Origin of the sequence: Streptomyces glaucosporus (assembly GCF_039533345.1) — a bacterium.
In the GTDB taxonomy this organism is placed as follows: Bacteria; Actinomycetota; Actinomycetes; order Streptomycetales; family Streptomycetaceae; genus Streptomyces; species Streptomyces glaucosporus.
Genome location: NZ_BAAATJ010000003.1, coordinates 120,647 through 137,681, shown reverse-complemented (window position 1 = coordinate 137,681; position 17,035 = coordinate 120,647). Strand labels below are relative to the sequence as shown.

The following is a 17,035-nucleotide window of genomic DNA, read 5'->3' as shown; positions in this document are numbered from 1 at the left end:
CGCCGGGGGCAGCCCGGGCGAGGCGGTGCCCGCGCCGCGGAGGACCGCGACCGGGAGGAGGGCGCCGGAGGAGGAGGCCGGACGCAGGCCGCGCTGGACCCCGGGCCGCTTCGCGATGCTCGCCGCCGCGCTCGTCCTGGTGGTCCTGTGGGTGCTGCCGCTCCTCTGGGCGGTCGCCACCTCCCTCAAACCCGAGGCCGAGACGACGCGGACCTCGCTGGAGTGGATCGGCTCGCGGATCACCTTCGAGGCGTACGAGAAGGTGTGGGCCTCCGGTGATCTGGCGCAGTGGATGCTGAACTCGGCCTACGTCTCGGTCATGACGACCGTGCTGACCGTGCTGACCTGCGCCATGGCCGCCTACGGCTTCTCGCGCACCGACTTCCGCGGCCGCCGGTTCCTCTACGGGCTGGTGCTGGCCGGGATCATGGTGCCGCCGCAGGTGCTCATCGCCCCGCTGTTCGCGGAGATGGTCTCCCTCGGACTGGTCGACACCTACTGGGGGGTGATCCTCCCTCAGGTCGCGGCTCCTGCCATGGTGTTCATCCTGGTGAAGTTCTTCGAGGGGGTGCCGCGCGAACTGGAGGAGGCGGCCTTCGTCGACGGCGCGGGACGCTGGCGGGTGTTCTTCACCGTCGTCGTGCCGCTGTCGCGGCCGGTCCTGGCGGCCGTCGCCATCTTCACCTTCATCCAGACCTGGAACAACTTCCTGTGGCCGTTCCTGGTCACCACCGACCCGGGCGGGATGACCCTGCCGGTCGGCCTGGTCAACGTCCAGTCCACCTACGGCGCGCGCTACGCCCAGGTGATGGCCTCGCTGGTGATCGCCGGACTGCCGCTGCTGCTGGTCTTCGCGTTCTTCCAGCGGCAGATCGTCCGCGGCGTCGCCCACACGGGACTGGCCGGCCAGTGAGCGGCGCCACGGGCCCGAGACGGACCCCCAGACGGGAGGAGGCCGCCCATCCCCCTGACCGCGTACGGAAGGGACACCCAGGAAGCCGTGCGCTCCGGACAGCTTCCGAAGACCCCCGAAGGAGCCTCATGAACCGCCGACCGGGCGGGCGCACCCGCGCCCGCCGTTCCCCGACCGTGCTGGTCGCCGTCCTCCTGGGCCTGCTCGTGGCCCTGGCGCCCGGCACCGCGACCGCCTACCCGGGCCCCGGCCGGGTCACCGGCGACGTCTCCGTCCACGACCCGTCGATGATCCGCCTCGACGACGGCCGGTACATCCTGTACTCCACCCACAACGGGCCCCAGGCCCGCATCTCCACCGACCGGATCCACTTCACCCACGCCGGCCCGGCCTTCCCCGCCCCGCCCTCCTGGTGGGCCCGGTACTCGCCCGAGAAGAGCCCCTGGGCGCCCGACATCTCCAAGCACAACGGCCGGTACTGGCTGTACTACTCGCTCTCCACCTTCGGCTCCAACCACTCCGCCATCGGCCTGGCCACCAGCCCCACCGGGCTGCCCGGCACCTGGACCGACCGCGGCCTGGTCCACTCCACCACGTCGAACTCCAACTACAACGCCATCGACCCCAACCTCTTCGTCGACGGCGACGGCAAGTGGTGGCTGACCTTCGGCTCCTGGTGGTCGGGGATCAAGACGATCCGGCTCGACCCGGCCACCGGCAAGCAGCACTCCGGCGACCGCACCGTCTACTCCGTCGCCGCCCGCAACCCCACCAGCAACGGCATCGAGGGCCCGACGCTGGTCAAGCGCGGCGGCCACTACTACCTCTTCGCGTCCTTCGACCGCTGCTGCGCCGGGACCGACAGCACCTACAGCATCCGCGTCGGCCGCTCCACCAGCCCCACCGGTCCCTTCCGCGACAGGAACGGCGTGGACATGCGCAACAACGGCGGCACGGTGGTCCTGGAGACCCACGGCCGGGTCGTCGGCCCCGGCGGCCAGTCGGTCCTCGCCGACGTCGACGGCGACCTGCTCGTCTACCACTACTACGACGGCGCCAACAACGGCTCGCCCACCCTCGGCATCAACCTGCTGCGCTGGGACAACGGCTGGCCGGTAGCCTACTGAAACCTTTCAACCACGGGTGGGGCCGCACCGGCCCCACCCGCCCCGGCGCCCCTCCCACCCGACACCGGACCGTCCCCGACGGAAGGAACCCATGAGCACCGCGAAGCCCGCCCCCGCCCACCCGGCCCGGTTCACCCTCGACCCCGCCTTCACCGTCGGCGAGGTCGACCCCCGGCTGTTCGGCTCCTTCGTGGAGCACCTCGGCCGCTGCGTCTACACGGGCGTCTTCGAACCCGGGCACCCCTCCGCCGACGACCAGGGCCTGCGCACCGACGTGCTGGACCTGATCCGCGAACTGGGCGTGACCGCCATCCGCTACCCCGGCGGCAACTTCGTCTCCGCCTACCGCTGGGAGGACAGCGTCGGCCCCGTCGAGGAGCGCCCCCGCCGCCTGGACCCCGCCTGGCGCTCGGTGGAGACCAACCGCTTCGGCCTGTCCGAGTACATCGACTTCGTCCGCAAGGTCGGAGGCGAACCCATGATGGCCGTCAACCTCGGCACCCGCGGCGTGGCGGAGGCCGTGGAACTGCTGGAGTACGCCAACCACCGCGGCGGCACCGCGCTCTCCGACCTGCGCGCCGCCCACGGCGACAAGGAGCCCTACGGCATCCGGCTGTGGTGCCTGGGCAACGAGATGGACGGCCCCTGGCAGACCGGCCACAAGACCGCCGAGGAGTACGGCCGGCTCGCCGCCGAGACCGCCCGCGCCATGCGCCAGATCGACGACTCCCTCGAACTGGTCGCCTGCGGCAGCTCCAGCCAGGCCATGCCCACCTTCGCCGCCTGGGAGGCCACCGTCCTGGCCGAGACCTACGACCTGGTGGACCACATCTCCCTCCACGCCTACTACGAGGAGATCGACGGCGACCGCGACTCCTTCCTGGCCTCCGCCGTGGACATGGAGTCCTTCATCGAGAACGTCGTCGCCACCTGCGACCACGTCGGGGCCCGGCTGAAGTCCTCCAAGCGGATCAACCTCTCCTTCGACGAGTGGAACGTCTGGTACCAGCGGCGCCACCACGCCCAGACCCCGCCCGACTGGGAGGAGGCGCCCCGGCTGCTGGAGGACAACTACTCCGTCACCGACGCCGTGGTCTTCGGGTCCCTGCTGATCGCGCTGCTGCGCCACGCCGACCGGGTGACCGTCGCCTGCCTCGCCCAGCTCGTCAACGTGATCGCCCCGATCATGACCGAGCCCGGCGGCCCGGCCTGGCGGCAGACCACCTTCTTCCCCTTCGCCCAGGCCTCCCGCCACGGGCGCGGCCGGGTGCTGGACGTACGGGTGCAGTCGCCCACGTACACCACCGCGAAGTACGGCGAGGTGCCGCTGCTGCACGCCACCGCCGTGCGCGACGAGGACAGCGGGGCCGTCACCGTCTTCGCCGTCAACCGCGGGCAGCACGACGCCCTGCCGCTGGAGGTGAGCCTCCACGGGATGGACCTGGGGCGCGTCGTCGAGCACAGCGTGCTGGCCGACGACGACCCCGAGGCCCGCAACACCCTCGACGACCCCGGGCGGGTCGCCCCGCACCCCGGTGAGGGCACCGAGCTGAAGGACGGCGTGCTCCGCACCGTCCTGGAGCCCATGTCGTGGAACATGATCCGGCTCGCCTGAGCCGGCGGGCCCGGACGGCACGACGGCGGGGGCGGCCCGGTGCGGGCCGCCCCCGCCGTGTGCGCACCGTCCCCGGCGCGTCCTACTCGGCGGAGAAGGAGTGCACGGTCGTGGACCGGTACTTCTGCCCCGGACGCAGCACCGTGGTGGGGAAGGCGGGCTGGTTGGGGGAGTCGGGGAAGTGCTGGGTCTCCAGGCAGAACCCGTCGCCCTGCCGGTAGACCCGCCCCGAGGTGCCCTCCAGGGTCCCGTCGAGGAAGTTGCCGCTGTAGAACTGCACGCCCGGCTCGGTGGTGGCGATCCGCATCACCCGGCCGGAGACGGGCTCGGAGACGGTGATGACGTGCTCCGGCTCGGCCGTGATGCCCTTGTCCAGCACCAGGTTGTGGTCGTAGCCCTGCCCGAACAGGATCTGCTCGTGCGCCTCGCGGATGTCCGCCCCGATCGGCTTGGCCCGGCGGAAGTCGAACGGCGTGCCGCCGACCCGCGCCAGCTCTCCGGTGGGGATCAGCGTCTCCCCGACCGGGGTGTAGCGGGAGGCGGCCACCTCCAGGCGGTGGTCCAGGACGCTGCCGCTGCCCTCCCCGGCGAGGTTGAAGTAGGTGTGGTTGGTGAGGTTGACGACGGTGGGCCGGTCGGTGGTGGCCTCGTAGTCGATCCGGAAGTCGCCCCGCCGGTCCAGCGTGTACTCCACCCGGACCTCCAGCGTGCCGGGGAAGCCCATCTCGCCGTCGGGGCTGGTGCGGGTGAGGACCAGCCCCGCCTCGCCGCGCCGGGTGAACGGCTCCACCCGCCACACCCGGGCGTGGAACCCCTGGTCGCCGCCGTGGAGGGTGTGCCCGTTGTCGTTGCGCGGCAGCTCGTACGCCTTCCCGTCGACGGTGAGGCGGCCGTTCGCGATGCGGTTGCCGTAGCGGCCGATGAGGGCGCCGAAGTACGGCGAGCGGTCCACGTAGGACGCCAGGTCGGAGAAGCCGAGCGAGATGTTGGCGTACCGGCCGTCGCGGTCGGGTACCTCCAGGGACTGCACGACGCCGCCGTAGGACAGCACCTTCAGCCGGGTGCCGCCGCACTCCAGCGTCCAGAGGTCCACCCCGGTGCCGTCCGCCAGCTCGCCGAACCGTTTCCGCCGGGGCGGGGACGGCTCCCCGGGCCGGGCGTGCGCCTCCTCCGCGCCCGGTCCCACGGCCGCGGCGGCCGTCAGCCCGGCCGCCGCGGCCGCCGTGATCACTGCGCGTCTGCTGGTGCTCATGTGCCCACCTTCCTCTTGTTCCAGACGTCGAATCCCACCGCCGCCAGCAGTACCAGACCCTTGATCACCTGCTGGTAGTCGGTGCCGATGCCCACCAGGGACATGCCGTTGTTGAGCACGCCGAGCACCAGACCGCCGATGACGGCACCCAGCACGGTACCCACGCCGCCGCTCATGGAGGCGCCGCCGATGAACGCCGCGGCGATCGCCTCCAGCTCGAAGTTGATGCCCGCCTGCGGGGTGCCGGCGTTGAGCCGCGCGGCGTAGACGCAGCCCGCCAGCGCCGCCAGCACGCCCATGTTGACGAAGACCAGGAAGGTGACCCGCCTGTCCCGCACGCCCGACAGCATGGCCGCGGCCCTGTTGCCGCCCAGCGCGTACACGTGGCGGCCGACGACGGCGTTGCGCATCACGAAGCCCAGCCCGATCAGGATCGCGCACATGACCAGCAGCACCACCGGGACGCCCCGGTAGCTGGCCAGGGTGAGGGTGAACGCCAGCACCGCCGCCACGACCGCCCCGCACTTGAGGAGGAACAGGTTCAGCGGCAGCACCTCCAGCTCGTACGCCTGCTGCCGGCGCCGGTCGCGCCACTGCTGGACGAGGACGATCGCCACCACGACCACGCCGATGAGCACCGTCAGGTCGTGGTAGTCGGACAGCGGGCCGCCCTCGGGCAGGAAGCCCTGGCTGAGGTTCTGGAAGCCCCGCGGGAAGGGCGCCAGGGACTGGCCCTCCAGCAGGATCTGGGTGCCGCCGCGGAACAGCAGCATCCCGGCGAGCGTCACGATGAACGAGGGGATGCCCACGTAGGCGATCCAGAAGCCCTGCCAGGCGCCCGCCAGCGCGCCGATCAGGAGGGAGCACGTCAGCGCCAGGGGCCAGGCCATGTCGTACTCGACCATCATCACGGCCGCCGCCGCGCCGACGAAGGCGGCCAGAGAGCCGACGGACAGGTCGATGTGGCCGGCGATGATCACGATCATCATGCCCATGGCCAGGATGAGGATGTAGCTGTTCTGCTGGACGATGTTGGACACGTTGACGGGCTTGAGCAGGTTGCCGTCGGTCCATATCTGGAACAGCAGCACGATCAGCGCCAGTGCGACGAGCATCCCGTACTGCCGCATGTTGGCGCGCACGGTGCGCACGAGCAGCGCTCCGGCGGTGCTCCTCCCGGAGCTCCCTCCGGCGCCCCCCGCGGAGCGGGACGCGCTGCTGCCTTCGGTCTCGGTCGGGGTGGTCTTCATCTGGAGCCTCGGCTTCTGTCCATCGTCATGTGGCGCATCAGTACTTCCTGGCTCGCGTCCTCGCGGGACACCTCACCGGTCAGCCGGCCGGCCGCCATGGTGTAGATCCGGTCGCACATCCCCAGCAGCTCCGGCAGCTCCGAGGAGATCATCAGCACCGCCTTGCCCTGGGCGGCGAGCCGGTCGACGACGGTGTAGATCTCGTACTTCGCCCCGACGTCGATGCCGCGCGTGGGCTCGTCGAGGATCAGCACCTCGGGGTCGGCCTGCATCCACTTGCCGAGCACGACCTTCTGCTGGTTGCCGCCGCTGAGCCGGCCGACCCGCTCGAAGACGGTCGGGGTCTTGATGTTCATCGACCTCCGGTACCGCTCGGCGACCTGCCGCTCCCGGTGCTCGTCGACGATCCCGCCCCGGGCGAGGCCGGGCAGCGAGGCCAGGGAGATGTTGCGGGCGACGGTGTCGATCAGGTTCAGCCCGTAGGTCTTGCGGTCCTCGGTGACGTACGCGAGGCCCGCGGCGACCGCGGCGGGGACGGTGCGGGTGTCGGCCTCGCGGCCGTTCAGGCGGACCGTCCCGCCCGCGTACACCCCGTAGGACCGTCCGAAGACGCTCATCGCCAGCTCGGTGCGGCCCGCGCCCATCAGCCCGGCGATGCCGACGATCTCGCCGCGCCGCACCGTCAGCGACACGTCGTCGACGACCTTGCGCTGGTGGTCGATGGGGTGGCGGACCGTCCAGCCGGAGATCTCCAGCGCGACGGCCCCGGCGTCCTCGCCCCGGTAGGGGGTGCGCTCGGGGAAGCGGTGGTCCAGGTCCCGGCCCACCATGCCGCGGATGATCCGGTCCTCCGTGACCTCCGCGGGCGCCCCGGGCGACGGGCGGACGGCCAGCGTCTCGACCGTCCGCCCGTCGCGCAGGACGGTGACGGTGTCGGCGACGCGCAGGACCTCGCCCAGCTTGTGGGAGATGAGGATGCAGGCGATGCCCTGGGACCGCAGCTCCAGCAGGAGGTCGAGGAGCTTGGCGCTGTCCTCGTCGTTGAGCGCGGCGGTCGGCTCGTCCAGGATCAGCAGCCTGACCCTCTTGGCCAGGGCCTTGGCGATCTCCACCAGCTGCTGCTTGCCCACGCCGATGTCGGCGACGCGGGTCTGCGGGTTCTCGTGGAGCCCCACCCGGCGCATCAGTTCGGCGGCGTGGCGGACGGTCTCGTTCCACCGGACGACGCCGCGCCGGGCGTGCTCGTTGCCCAGGAAGACGTTCTCGGCGATGGAGAGGTAGGGGACCAGGGCGAGCTCCTGGTGGATGATGACGATGCCGCGCCGCTCGCTGGCCCGGATGTCCCGGAACGCGCACGGCTCTCCCTCGAAGAGGATCTCCCCCTCGTAACTGCCGTGCGGGTGGACGCCGCTGAGCACCTTCATCAGCGTCGACTTGCCCGCGCCGTTCTCCCCGCAGACGGCGTGGATCTCGCCGTGGCGGACGGTCAGGTTCACCCCCGACAGGGCCCGGACCCCGGGGAAGGTCTTGGTGATGGAGCGCATGTCCAGAACGCTGCTCATGGTCGTCTCCCGGTGGTCTGGGGCGGGCTACTTGAGCTGGTCGGCCGTGTAGTAGCCCTCGTCCACGAGCAGGTCGGTGTTGGACTTGTCGATGCTGACCGGTTCCAGCAGGTAGGCGGGGACGGTCTTGGCGCCGTTGTCGTAGGACTCGGTGTCGTTGACCTCCGGCTCGCGGTCGTTCAGCACGGCGTCGGTCATCTCCACGGCCCGCCGGGCGAGTTCGCGGGTGTCCTTGAAGACGGTCTGGGTCTGCTGCCCGGCGATGATGGACTTCACGGAGGCCAGTTCGGCGTCCTGCCCGGTGACGACGGGGTAGGGCTTGGACCCGGTGCCGTAGCCGGCGCTCTTCAGGGCCGAGATGACGCCGATGGAGATGCCGTCGTAGGGGGAGAGGACCGCGTCCACGCGCTCGCGGCCGTAGTGGCGGCTGAGCAGGTCGTCCATCCGCTTCTGGGCGGTGCCGCCGTCCCAGCGCAGGGTGGTGACCTGGTTCATCTTCGTCTGGCCGCTGCGGACGACGAACCGCCCGTCGTCGATGTACGGCTTCAGCACGCTCATCGCGCCGCGGAAGAAGAAGCCGGTGTTGTTGTCGTCCGGCGAGCCGGCGAACAGCTCCAGGTTGAACTTCCTCCCCTCGTTCTCCTCCGGCTTCAGCGCGTCGACGATGTACCGCCCCTGGAGCTCGCCGACCTTGAAGTTGTCGAAGGTGGCGTAGTAGTCGACGTCGTCGGTGCCGCGGATGAGGCGGTCGTAGGCGATGACGGGGATGCCGGCCTCCTCGGCGCGGCGGAGCACGTCGGTCAGGGAGGAGCCGTCGATCGCGGCGACCACCAGCGCCTCGTGCCCCTTGGAGATCATGTTCTCGAGCTGGGCGACCTGGTTCTCCACCTTGTCGTCGCCGTACTGCAGATCGGTCTTGTAGCCCTTGGCCTCGAACGCCTTCACCATGTTCTCGCCGTCGGCTATCCACCGCTCGGAGGACTTGGTGGGCATGGCGATGCCGATGGTGCCGCCCTGGGGGTCGTCGTCGCCGGCCTTGCTGCCGCCCTCGGAGCTCTGGCCGCAGGCGGTGAGGGTGAGGGCGAGGGCGGCGCCGAGGGCGAGGGCGGCTCTGGCGGCGGGGGTGCGGGTGCGCATGGCGGTTCGGTTCCTCCGTGTGGGTGGCGGGGATCGTGCGGAGCGCCGGGCGCCGGTCAGGCGGGGAAGCGGTCGAGCGGGCCGGGCAGCCGGGAGCCGAGGGGGGACATCCCGGTGTCGGCGCCCAGGCGGGCCAGCAGGTCCAGGGCGAGGCGTCCGCGCCGGACCCGCTCCCGGGCGGTGTCCAGGGTCAGGTCGCGCAGGTGCGCGCCGTAGGGGTAGATGCCGGGGGCCTTGCTGAGGCCGAACTTGAGGTAGATCGGCGCGCCGCGCCGGATCAGCTCGGCGATGTCGTACATCCGGACGTAGCCGCCGAGGTCGTCGGGGGCCTCCAGGTAGAAGTCCATCGGGGCGCGGCTGACCCGGCGGATCTCGGTCAGGTGCTCCAGGGTCAGGTCGGAGGGCACGTTGATCGAGTCGGCGCCCAGGTGCTCGTAGACGGCGTACGAGGCCGGGTTCACGGGGCCGATGAGCGCCGAGACCTTGAAGGTGGTGTCGGCGGGCAGCACGCCCCGGGTCCGCAGCCGGTGGAGGGTCAGCAGGACGCCCTCGTCGGCCACCAGCAGGCAGCGCACGCCGAGTTCGGTCGCGCGCAGGGCGTCCTCGACGCATCCGGCGAGCGCGTCGTGGCCGCGGGCGCGCAGTCCGGCGCCGCCGGAGGGGGTGCGGGTCCCGGCGCCGGTGTCCCAGGTGCCGCGCGGCCCGGTGAACAGGCACAGCTCGACGTTCCGCTCGGAGCAGGCCCCGACCATCTCGGTGATCTCGGCGTCGGTCAGCATCCACACGCCGCTGCCCTGGCTGATGCGGTGGACGGGGACGTCGAGGTCCCTGGCCTCCTTCAGCACGGTCGCCACCGCCTCCGGTCCCTCCACGGAGGGGACCTCGGTGCGCCAGGAACCCCCGTCGGGGAAGGTGTGCGGGGAGGCGTCGGAGGGGTCGGCGGGCGGGACGGGGTGCCCGAGGGCCGCGAGGGCGGTCTCGCCGGGGCGGCGGGCGGAGGGCGGTCCGGACTGTCCGGACAGAGGGGTGGACGCGTCGGTCACGATGCTCCCATGTTCGATATGTCGTACGTCATTCGCGAGTGAGGGTGTGGGGAGGCCCGGCGCCGGGGGGCGGCGGGCCGGGAGTGGGGGGGGAGGGACCGGTCAGGGACGCAGCAGGACCTTGCCGACGTCCGGATCGCCGCTGCCGACCAGTGCGACGGCCTCGGCGAAGCCGTCCAGCGGCAGCTCGTGGGTGATCAGGGCGGCGGGCGAGAGCAGCCCGGCGTCGAAGGCCCGCACCGCGTGCGCCCAGGCGGCGGGCGGGGCACCGAAGACGGACCGGACGGTGAGCTGGCCGACGGTCAGGTGGACGGGGTCGATGCCCAGCGCGCCGGGTTCGGGCAGGCCGGTGAGGACGACCCGGCCGCCGCGCCGGGCGAGCAGGCAGGAGTCGTGCGCGGTGGTGGGGGCGCCCGCGGTCTCCACCACCAGGTCGTAGCGGCCGCGCAGCTCCTCGGCGTCCGCCGGGGCCCGCACCTCGCCGGCGCCCATGGACAGGGCCTGCTCGGCGCGTTTCACCCGGGGGTCGACCACCAGCAGCTCGCCGGGGGAGACGGCGGCCAGCAACTGGACCGCCAGCAGCCCGAGCGTGCCCGCGCCGACCACGGCGACCCGTTCCCCGGGCCGGGGTCCGCCCGCCAGCACCGCCGCGGCGACCACGGCGGCCGGCTCCAGCAGTGCGGCGGAGCGCAGGTCGGCCCGGTCGTCGAGGACGTGGAGCAGCCGGGCGGGCAGGGTGAGGCTGTCGGCGAAGGCGCCGGGCCGGGTGAAGCCGGTCTCGTCGTAGCCGCCGGTGCACAGGCTGGTGGCGCCCTCCCGGCAGCGGTCGCAGACCAGGCAGGCGCGGAATCCCTCGCCCACCACCTTCCGTCCGACCAGGGCCGGGTCGACGCCGGGCCCGACCGCGTCCACCGTGCCGGACCACTCGTGGCCGGGGACCACGGGGTAGCGGACGTAGCCCTCGGCGCGCGTCCCGGCGTACACCTCGCGGTCGCTGGCGCAGACACCCGCCGCGTACACCGCGACCCTCGCCTCGCCGGGGCCGGGTGCGGCGCGTTCGGTCTCCACCAGCCGGTGGACGCCGGGCCGCTCCACGACGACGGCGCGCCCGGCGCCGTCCGGCGCCGGGGCGTGTGCGTTCACCACTGTGCCCATCCCCGTGCCCATCCCCGCGCCCGCTCCTGTGCGTGCTCCTGTGCGCGCCGTCCCGCCCGGCGGGCGGCGGTGGTCCCGCGGACCGCGTCCGGGGGCGGGGGCGTGCCGCCGGGGCGGAGCCCCGAGGCCGCACGCCCCCGTGCCGCACCGCGCGTCATGCCCGCGCTCCGCGCGGGTCCCGCTTCTCCCAGCCCTCGGCCCACAGGTCGAACCGGGCCTGCTGCTGCGGGAACTCCGCCGCCGCGTCGGTGTCCAGCTCCACGCCCAGGCCGGGGGCGTCGGGGAGGGCGAAGTAGCCGTCCACGACCTCCGGGGCGCCCTTGACCACCTTCTTGATCTCGGCGTCCGCGAAGTCGTTGAAGTGCTCCAGGATCTTGAAGTTCGGTGTGCAGCCCGCCAGTTGGAGGGAGGCCGCGGTGAGCACCGAGCCGCCGACGTTGTGCGGGGCGACCATCGTGTAGTGGGTTTCTGCGGTGGCCGCCAGCTTGCGGGTCTCCAGGATGCCGCCGATGTGCCCGAGGTCGGGCTGGATGATGTCGGCGGCCTGCGACTCGAACAGCTCGCGGAACTCGATCCGGTCGTGGATGCGCTCGCCGGTGGCGATGGGCATGTCCACCTTGTCGGCGACCTTGGCCAGGGCCTTGAGGTTCTCCGGCGGCACCGGCTCCTCCAGCCAGCCCGGCTTGAACGGCTCGACCTCGCGGGCGATGCGGACCGCCGTGGCGGGGCTGAACCGGCCGTGCATCTCCAGCAGCAGCTCGCACTCCGGGCCGATGGCGTCCCGCACGGCCTCCACCAGCGCGACCGAGCGGAGCGTCTCGGCGTGGTCCAGCTCGAAGTGGCCGGTGCCGAAGGGGTCGAGCTTGAGCGCCTTGTAGCCGCGCTCGACGACCTTCAGGGCCGCCTTGTGGAACGCCTCGGGGGTCCGTTCGACGGTGTACCAGCCGTTGGCGTACGCCTTGACCCTGTCGGTGACCTTCCCGCCGAGGAGCTGCCAGACGGGGACGCCCAGCGCCTTGCCCTTGATGTCCCAGCAGGCCATCTCCACGACCGCGATGCCGGACATCACGATCTCCCCGGCCCGCCCGTAGTCGCCGTACTTCATGCGCCGCACCAGGTCCTCGACCGCGAAGGGGTCGGAACCGGCGATGTGGTTGACCTCGGCCTCGCGCAGGTAGCCGATCAACGCGTCGGTGTGCCCGAGCATCCGGGTCTCGCCGACGCCGGTGAGTCCCTCGTCGGTGTGGACCTGGACGTAGGTCAGGTTGCGCCAGGGGGTGCCGACGACGTGGGTGCTGATTCCGGTGATGCGCACAGCGGTTGCCCCTCTACGCTGTTCGAGATTTCGTCATGCGTTCGAAATGCTGGCGCGAATGTAGTGACACGCGCTCACCGGCGTCAATGGGTCGTACGGAGATCCGGGAGGATCCGGGGGTGATCCGGCGGCTCCGGCGCCGCCGCCCGCCTCAGGAGGGCAGCCGCTCGGCGGCGACCCGGCGGTGGGCGATCTCGGCGAGTTTCCGCTGGCCCGCCTGGCCGGGGTGGAACCAGTCCCAGGGGCTCAGCTCGCGGGTGGTGAAGCGGTACTCGTGGACCTGCCCGCCGTCGTGGCGGCAGCGCGCGTCGCGCGCGCAGACCTCCCGCAGCGCGGCGTTGTAGGCCCGCACCCGGTCCGCCACCTTCGCGCGGCGCTCCACGGCCGCCGCGTCCGCGGCCTGGGCGTCGCCCAGCATCGAGGGGCAGATGCCCAGCTCCCACACCCGCGCGGCCAGCGGGTGGGAGCGCCCCTGGGACCACAGCCGCTCCAGGTCCGGCACGCCGGCCACGTACACCTGGGTCCTGGGCGAGGCCCGGCGCAGGACGCGCAGCGCCTCGGCGAAGTCGGCGCGGAAGTCGGCCACCGGCGTCATCTCCGCCACGGTCGGCCGGCAGGCGTCGTTCGCGCCGATCAGGACCGTCACCAGGTCCGGCCGGCGCGCCGCGGCCCTGCGGGCCTGGGCGGGCAGGTCGGCCATCAGGGCGCCGGAGCGCGCGAGGTTCCAGCGCGCGGAGGCCGGGACGCCCAGCCGCTGCGCCAGGCTGTCCACCTCCGGGGAGGTGCCGGTGGCCCAGGACGCCTCGGGGCAGTCGGACAGCAGCGAGCAGGCGTCGTAGGCGCGGGTGATGGAGTCGCCCAGCGCCGCCAGCGAGCCGGGGTCGGTGTCCCACTCGGGCGTGGAACCGGGGCTGGGGCTGGGGGAGGAGGGGGAGGGGCGGGCGTCGGACCGGGCCCCCGGGGGGCGGGACGCGCCGCGCTCGTCCGGCGGGCCGCCCGACACGGCCAGGACGATGAACGTCACGACGGCCGCGACCACGGCGCACGCGCCGAGCACGAGCCCTCCGCCGCGCGCACGGCCGAACGTCGCGCTGTCTCGCACGTCTCCTGCCCCCGATTCTCGCCGTTTCCCGGTGGGTGGTGGTTCGGACGGGTGGGTTGGGCGCCCTGGCCGACGGTACGTCACCTCTCGCCCGCCGTGGCGCGGTAGCTTTTTCCATGACGGTCCGAAAATGGCCGCCGGACGCAGTTGACAGATTACATCGCGTCACTTGCTGTCCCTTTTAGGGAGAAACGGCACGGATAGTGTTTACTGTTCGTAACCTCGGGCTGGAGGACACGTGACCGATGGGACAAGATGTCAGGCGCCGGTCCGGCGCACGGCCGGCAGGGATTCGAGGCCGCCACGGAAGGTCGTCGAACCGCACAGGAGGTCCCGGTGACGACGCGTGGAGTTCTGTACGTGCACTCCGCACCCCGCGCACTGTGTCCGCACGTGGAATGGGCCGTCGCGGGGGTGCTGGGCGCCCGCGTCAGTCTCGACTGGATCAAGCAGCCCGCCTCGCCGGGCACCTGGCGCGCGGAGCTCTCCTGGCAGGGCGAGCCCGGCACCGCCTCCAAACTCGCCTCCGCGCTGCGCGGCTGGCGGATGCTCCGCTTCGAGGTGACCTCCGAACCGTGCGCCACCGCGGAGGGCGAGCGCTACAGCTCCACCCCCGACCTGGGCATCTTCCACGCGGTGACCGGTCTGCACGGCGACATCCTCATCCCCGAGGACCGGCTGCGCGCCGCGCTGGACCGCGCCTCGCGCGGTGAGACCGAGCTGGAGACCGAGATCGCCAAGCTGCTCGGCAAGCCCTGGGACGACGAACTGGAGCCCTTCCGGTACGCGGGCGAGGGCGCCCCGGTGCGCTGGCTCCACCAGGTGGTCTGACCCCCGCCGGACGCCCCCGCGCGGTCCCGGCTCCCGTCCCGCCGCGCCGTTCGCCCCGGCCGCGCCGCGGGTCGTACGGTCCTTGGTATGACAACCCAACCGACGACCGTGGCGGTCCTGGGCACCGGCATCATGGGCGCGGCGATGGCCCGCAGCCTCCTGCGCGCCGGCCTGGCCGTCAACGCCTGGAACCGCACCCCCTCCCGTGCCGAACCGCTGGCCGCCGACGGCGCCCGCGTCACGGCGACCGCCGCCGAGGCGGTCGAGGACGCCGGCGTGGTGCTCACCATGGTCCACGACGGCCCCGCCGTCCTGGAGGCCGTGCGCGCCGCCGCTCCCGGCCTGCGGCCCGGCACGGTCTGGCTCCAGTCCACCACCACCGGACTCGACGCCCTGCCCGCGCTGACCGCCTTCGCCGACCACCACGGGCTCCGCTACGTCGACGCCCCCGTCCTCGGCACCCGCGAGCCCGCCGAGAACGGGCGGCTGACGGTGCTGGCGGCCGGACCGGACGACGTGCGCGAGCGCCTCGCGCCCGTCCTGGACGCCGTCGCCGCCCGCGTCCGCTGGCTCGGCGACCGGCCGGGCGACGCCACCCGCCTGAAGCTGGTCTGCAACTGCTGGGTGCTCGCCGTCAACCACGGCGTCGCCGAGACGCTCGCCCTGGCCAGGGGGCTGGGCGTGGACCCGCAGGAGTTCCTGGACGCGATCGCCGGCGGCGGGCTCGACATGGGCTACCTGCGCATGAAGTCCGACGTCATCCGCTCCGGGGACTTCACACCCGCCTTCGCCGTCCGCACCGCCGAGAAGGACGCCCGTCTGATCGTCGAGGCCGGCCGGGCCGCGGGGGTGCGGACGGACGTGACGGCGGCGGGCGCCGAACGCTTCCGCCGGGCCGCCGAACTGGGCCACGGCGACGAGGACATGGCGGCCTCGTACTACGCCGGGTTCGAGGGCGCCCCGGGCTCCCCGGGACGCTGAGGCCCCCCGGGACCGGGCGGCGGGGGCGGCAGCAGCCGGTCCACCGCGCGCCGGGCGCGGGCGGCGGGGTCCGTCCCCGGACCGGAGCCGTCGTAGAGCTGGATCGTGTGGTTGAGGCTCATCAGGATCCCGTTCAGCTCGAAGACGACCTGCTCCGGATCGGTGTCCGGGGGCAGTTCGCCGCGCCCGGCGGCCGTCCGCACGTCAGCCGCCAACCGGCGCCGCCACGCCCCGAACTGACGTTGCAGCAGGTCCCGCACGGGGCCGCCGCGGCCGTCGTACTCGAAGGTGGAGGCGACGAAGAGGCAGCCGCCCGGGAACACCCCCCGCTCCAGGTAGGAGATCCACGACGCGCAGACCGCGCGCAGGCGCGCCAGCCCCGGTTCGGCGCCCGCCGCGGGGCGCCAGACCTCGCGGTCGAAGATCACCGCCGCCCGCTCTAGGGCCGCGATCTGCAGCGCCTCCTTGGTGCCGAAGTGGCCCAGCAGGCCGGACTTGCTGATGCCGAGGTCGGAGGCGAGCCGCCCGATCGTCAGCCCCTCCAGGCCCTCCAGGGAGGCGAGGGAGACGCTGTGCTCGATGATCCGCTCGCGGGTGCGGCGGGCTTCGGCGGCGGATCTGCGCGGGCTCACGGGGGTCATCGTACCGAGAGCCGGGGGAGATAGAGTCCGATCGATCGGTCGCTATAAAGTCGTGGGCGTCGCCGGGACGAAGGCCGCGTCAAGGCCGGCCCGAAGAAGCCGATGAAGAGGAGCGCCGTGCACCCGACCCGTATCACCGCCCTGGGCCACCACCAGCCCGACCACGTCCTGACCAACGACGACCTGGCGGGCATGGTGGACACCAGCGACGAGTGGATCCGGCAGCGGACCGGCATCGTCACCCGCCGCATCGCCCGCGAGGAGTCCGTCGCCGACCTGGCCGCCGCGGCGGCGGGCAAGGCCCTGGCCGCGTCCGGGCTCGACCCGGCCGACATCGGCCTGGTCGCCGTCGCCACCTGCTCGGCACGGGACCGCTGCCCCTCCACCGCCGCCCAGGTCGCCGGACGCCTGGGCATCCCCGGCGCCGTCGCCTTCGACCTCAACAACGGCTGCGCGGGCTTCACCACCGCCCTGGCCGCCGCCGACCACTCCCTGCGGGCCGGGGCCGCGCGGCACGCCCTCGTCATCGGCGCCGAGAAGATGTCCGACGTCACCGACTGGACCGACCGCTCCACCTGCGTCCTCCTCGGCGACGGCGCGGGCGCGGCCGTGGTCAGCGCCGACCCCGGCGGATCCTCCGCCGCCCCCGGCATCGGCCCGGTCGTCTGGGGGTCCGACCCCTCGCGCGGCGACGCCGTACGGCTGATGGGCGACTGGCAGCCGCGTTTCGCCCAGGAGGGCCAGACCGTCTTCCGCTGGGCCACCACCGAACTGGCGCCCCTGATCGAGCAGGCCTGCGAGAAGGCCGGGACCACCCCGCGCGAACTCGGCGGGATCGTCACCCACCAGGCCAATCTGCGGATCATCGAGTCCCTGGTGCGCAGGCTCGGCGCCGACGGCGCCGTGGTGGCACGCGACGTGGTGGAGTCCGGCAACACCTCGGCCGCCTCCGTTCCGCTCGCCCTGTCCAAGCTCGTCGAGCGCCGCGAGATCGAACCGGGCGCCCCCGTGCTGCTGTTCGCCTTCGGCGGCGGCCTCTCCTGGGCCGGACAGGTCGTCACCTGCCCCTGACACCAGGGGAACCGGCAGGACGTCAGGGGCCGCCGGGCGG

The 17,035-nt window shown here is 72.8% G+C and carries 14 protein-coding genes and 1 pseudogene; 6 read left to right on the top strand and 9 right to left on the bottom strand.

Features of this window, described 5'->3' with window-relative positions:
• Positions 1–115 precede the first annotated feature (115 nt).
• The 3 genes from ABD358_RS04880 (at position 116) to arfA (ending at position 3,655) form a co-directional block, all read left to right on the top strand.
• Positions 116–913: a carbohydrate ABC transporter permease gene (locus ABD358_RS04880; protein ID WP_425576261.1), complete on the top strand. Its 798-nt coding sequence runs from the start codon at positions 116–118 to the stop codon at positions 911–913.
• Between the two features lie 128 nt (positions 914–1,041).
• Entirely contained in the window at positions 1,042–2,040 is a 999-nt protein-coding gene (locus tag ABD358_RS04875; RefSeq protein WP_344629581.1) for an arabinan endo-1,5-alpha-L-arabinosidase, read from the top strand.
• A 91-nt stretch (positions 2,041–2,131) separates the two neighbouring features.
• Complete coding sequence (arfA, locus tag ABD358_RS04870) at positions 2,132–3,655, top strand: arabinosylfuranosidase ArfA (RefSeq protein ID WP_344629580.1); 1,524 nt, start codon at positions 2,132–2,134, stop codon at positions 3,653–3,655.
• 82 nt (positions 3,656–3,737) lie between these two features.
• On the opposite strand, the gene ABD358_RS04865 is transcribed toward arfA, so the two are convergent.
• The 8 genes from ABD358_RS04865 to ABD358_RS04830 form a co-directional block, all read right to left on the bottom strand.
• Entirely contained in the window at positions 3,738–4,907 is a 1,170-nt protein-coding gene (locus ABD358_RS04865; RefSeq protein WP_344629579.1) for an aldose epimerase family protein, read from the bottom strand.
• Positions 4,904–6,157 carry a multiple monosaccharide ABC transporter permease gene (gene mmsB, locus ABD358_RS04860; RefSeq protein WP_344629578.1) on the bottom strand — a complete coding sequence of 418 codons (1,254 nt, stop codon included), beginning with the start codon at positions 6,155–6,157 and terminating at the stop codon, positions 4,904–4,906. Before mmsB ends, ABD358_RS04865 begins: the two co-directional genes overlap by 4 nt.
• Positions 6,154–7,719 (bottom strand): multiple monosaccharide ABC transporter ATP-binding protein, encoded by a 1,566-nt coding sequence (gene mmsA, locus ABD358_RS04855; RefSeq protein WP_344629577.1) that lies wholly within the window; start codon positions 7,717–7,719, stop codon positions 6,154–6,156. The genes mmsB and mmsA overlap by 4 nt, the downstream gene beginning before the upstream one ends.
• A 27-nt stretch (positions 7,720–7,746) precedes the next feature.
• Entirely contained in the window at positions 7,747–8,856 is a 1,110-nt protein-coding gene (gene chvE, locus ABD358_RS04850; protein WP_344629576.1) for a multiple monosaccharide ABC transporter substrate-binding protein, read from the bottom strand.
• A 56-nt stretch (positions 8,857–8,912) separates the two neighbouring features.
• Positions 8,913–9,899, bottom strand: coding sequence for a hypothetical protein (locus tag ABD358_RS04845; protein ID WP_344629575.1), 987 nt, complete (start codon positions 9,897–9,899; stop codon positions 8,913–8,915).
• A 102-nt stretch (positions 9,900–10,001) separates the two neighbouring features.
• Positions 10,002–11,054 carry a zinc-dependent alcohol dehydrogenase gene (locus ABD358_RS04840; protein WP_425576244.1) on the bottom strand — a complete coding sequence of 351 codons (1,053 nt, stop codon included), beginning with the start codon at positions 11,052–11,054 and terminating at the stop codon, positions 10,002–10,004.
• Between the two features lie 154 nt (positions 11,055–11,208).
• On the bottom strand, positions 11,209–12,369 hold the full coding sequence (locus ABD358_RS04835) for a mandelate racemase/muconate lactonizing enzyme family protein (RefSeq protein WP_344629573.1): 1,161 nt from the start codon (positions 12,367–12,369) through the stop codon (positions 11,209–11,211).
• 151 nt (positions 12,370–12,520) lie between these two features.
• Complete coding sequence (locus ABD358_RS04830; RefSeq protein WP_344629572.1) at positions 12,521–13,471, bottom strand: SGNH/GDSL hydrolase family protein; 951 nt, start codon at positions 13,469–13,471, stop codon at positions 12,521–12,523.
• A 336-nt stretch (positions 13,472–13,807) separates the two neighbouring features.
• Here ABD358_RS04830 and ABD358_RS04825 point away from each other — a divergent pair, with 336 nt between their 5' ends.
• Together ABD358_RS04825 and ABD358_RS04820 are read left to right on the top strand one after the other, a co-directional pair.
• The gene (locus ABD358_RS04825) at positions 13,808–14,302 is read left to right on the top strand and encodes a DUF3145 domain-containing protein (RefSeq protein WP_344629571.1); all 495 of its coding nucleotides are present in this window, start codon (positions 13,808–13,810) and stop codon (positions 14,300–14,302) included.
• A 45-nt stretch (positions 14,303–14,347) separates the two neighbouring features.
• A pseudogene (locus ABD358_RS04820) lies at positions 14,348–15,283 on the top strand (NAD(P)-dependent oxidoreductase); the annotation flags it as partial.
• Here ABD358_RS04820 and ABD358_RS04815 read toward each other — a convergent pair.
• Positions 15,241–15,915 (bottom strand): TetR/AcrR family transcriptional regulator, encoded by a 675-nt coding sequence (locus ABD358_RS04815; protein ID WP_344629570.1) that lies wholly within the window; start codon positions 15,913–15,915, stop codon positions 15,241–15,243. The pseudogene ABD358_RS04820 and the gene ABD358_RS04815 sit on opposite strands and share 43 nt — an antisense overlap.
• A 126-nt stretch (positions 15,916–16,041) precedes the next feature.
• Here ABD358_RS04815 and ABD358_RS04810 point away from each other — a divergent pair, with 126 nt between their 5' ends.
• On the top strand, positions 16,042–16,995 hold the full coding sequence (locus ABD358_RS04810) for a beta-ketoacyl-ACP synthase III (protein ID WP_344629569.1): 954 nt from the start codon (positions 16,042–16,044) through the stop codon (positions 16,993–16,995).
• Positions 16,996–17,035 lie beyond the last annotated feature (40 nt).

Coding starts and splice junctions, on each gene's coding strand:
- mmsB (WP_344629578.1), bottom strand. CDS start 6,157: ATGAAGACCACCCCGACCGAGACCGAAGGCAGCAGCGCGTCCCGCTCC.
- ABD358_RS04865 (WP_344629579.1), bottom strand. CDS start 4,907: ATGAGCACCAGCAGACGCGCAGTGATCACGGCGGCCGCGGCGGCCGGG.
- chvE (WP_344629576.1), bottom strand. CDS start 8,856: ATGCGCACCCGCACCCCCGCCGCCAGAGCCGCCCTCGCCCTCGGCGCC.
- ABD358_RS04875 (WP_344629581.1), top strand. CDS start 1,042: ATGAACCGCCGACCGGGCGGGCGCACCCGCGCCCGCCGTTCCCCGACC.
- ABD358_RS04880 (WP_425576261.1), top strand. CDS start 116: ATGCTCGCCGCCGCGCTCGTCCTGGTGGTCCTGTGGGTGCTGCCGCTC.
- mmsA (WP_344629577.1), bottom strand. CDS start 7,719: ATGAGCAGCGTTCTGGACATGCGCTCCATCACCAAGACCTTCCCCGGG.
- ABD358_RS04840 (WP_425576244.1), bottom strand. CDS start 11,054: ATGGGCACAGTGGTGAACGCACACGCCCCGGCGCCGGACGGCGCCGGG.
- arfA (WP_344629580.1), top strand. CDS start 2,132: ATGAGCACCGCGAAGCCCGCCCCCGCCCACCCGGCCCGGTTCACCCTC.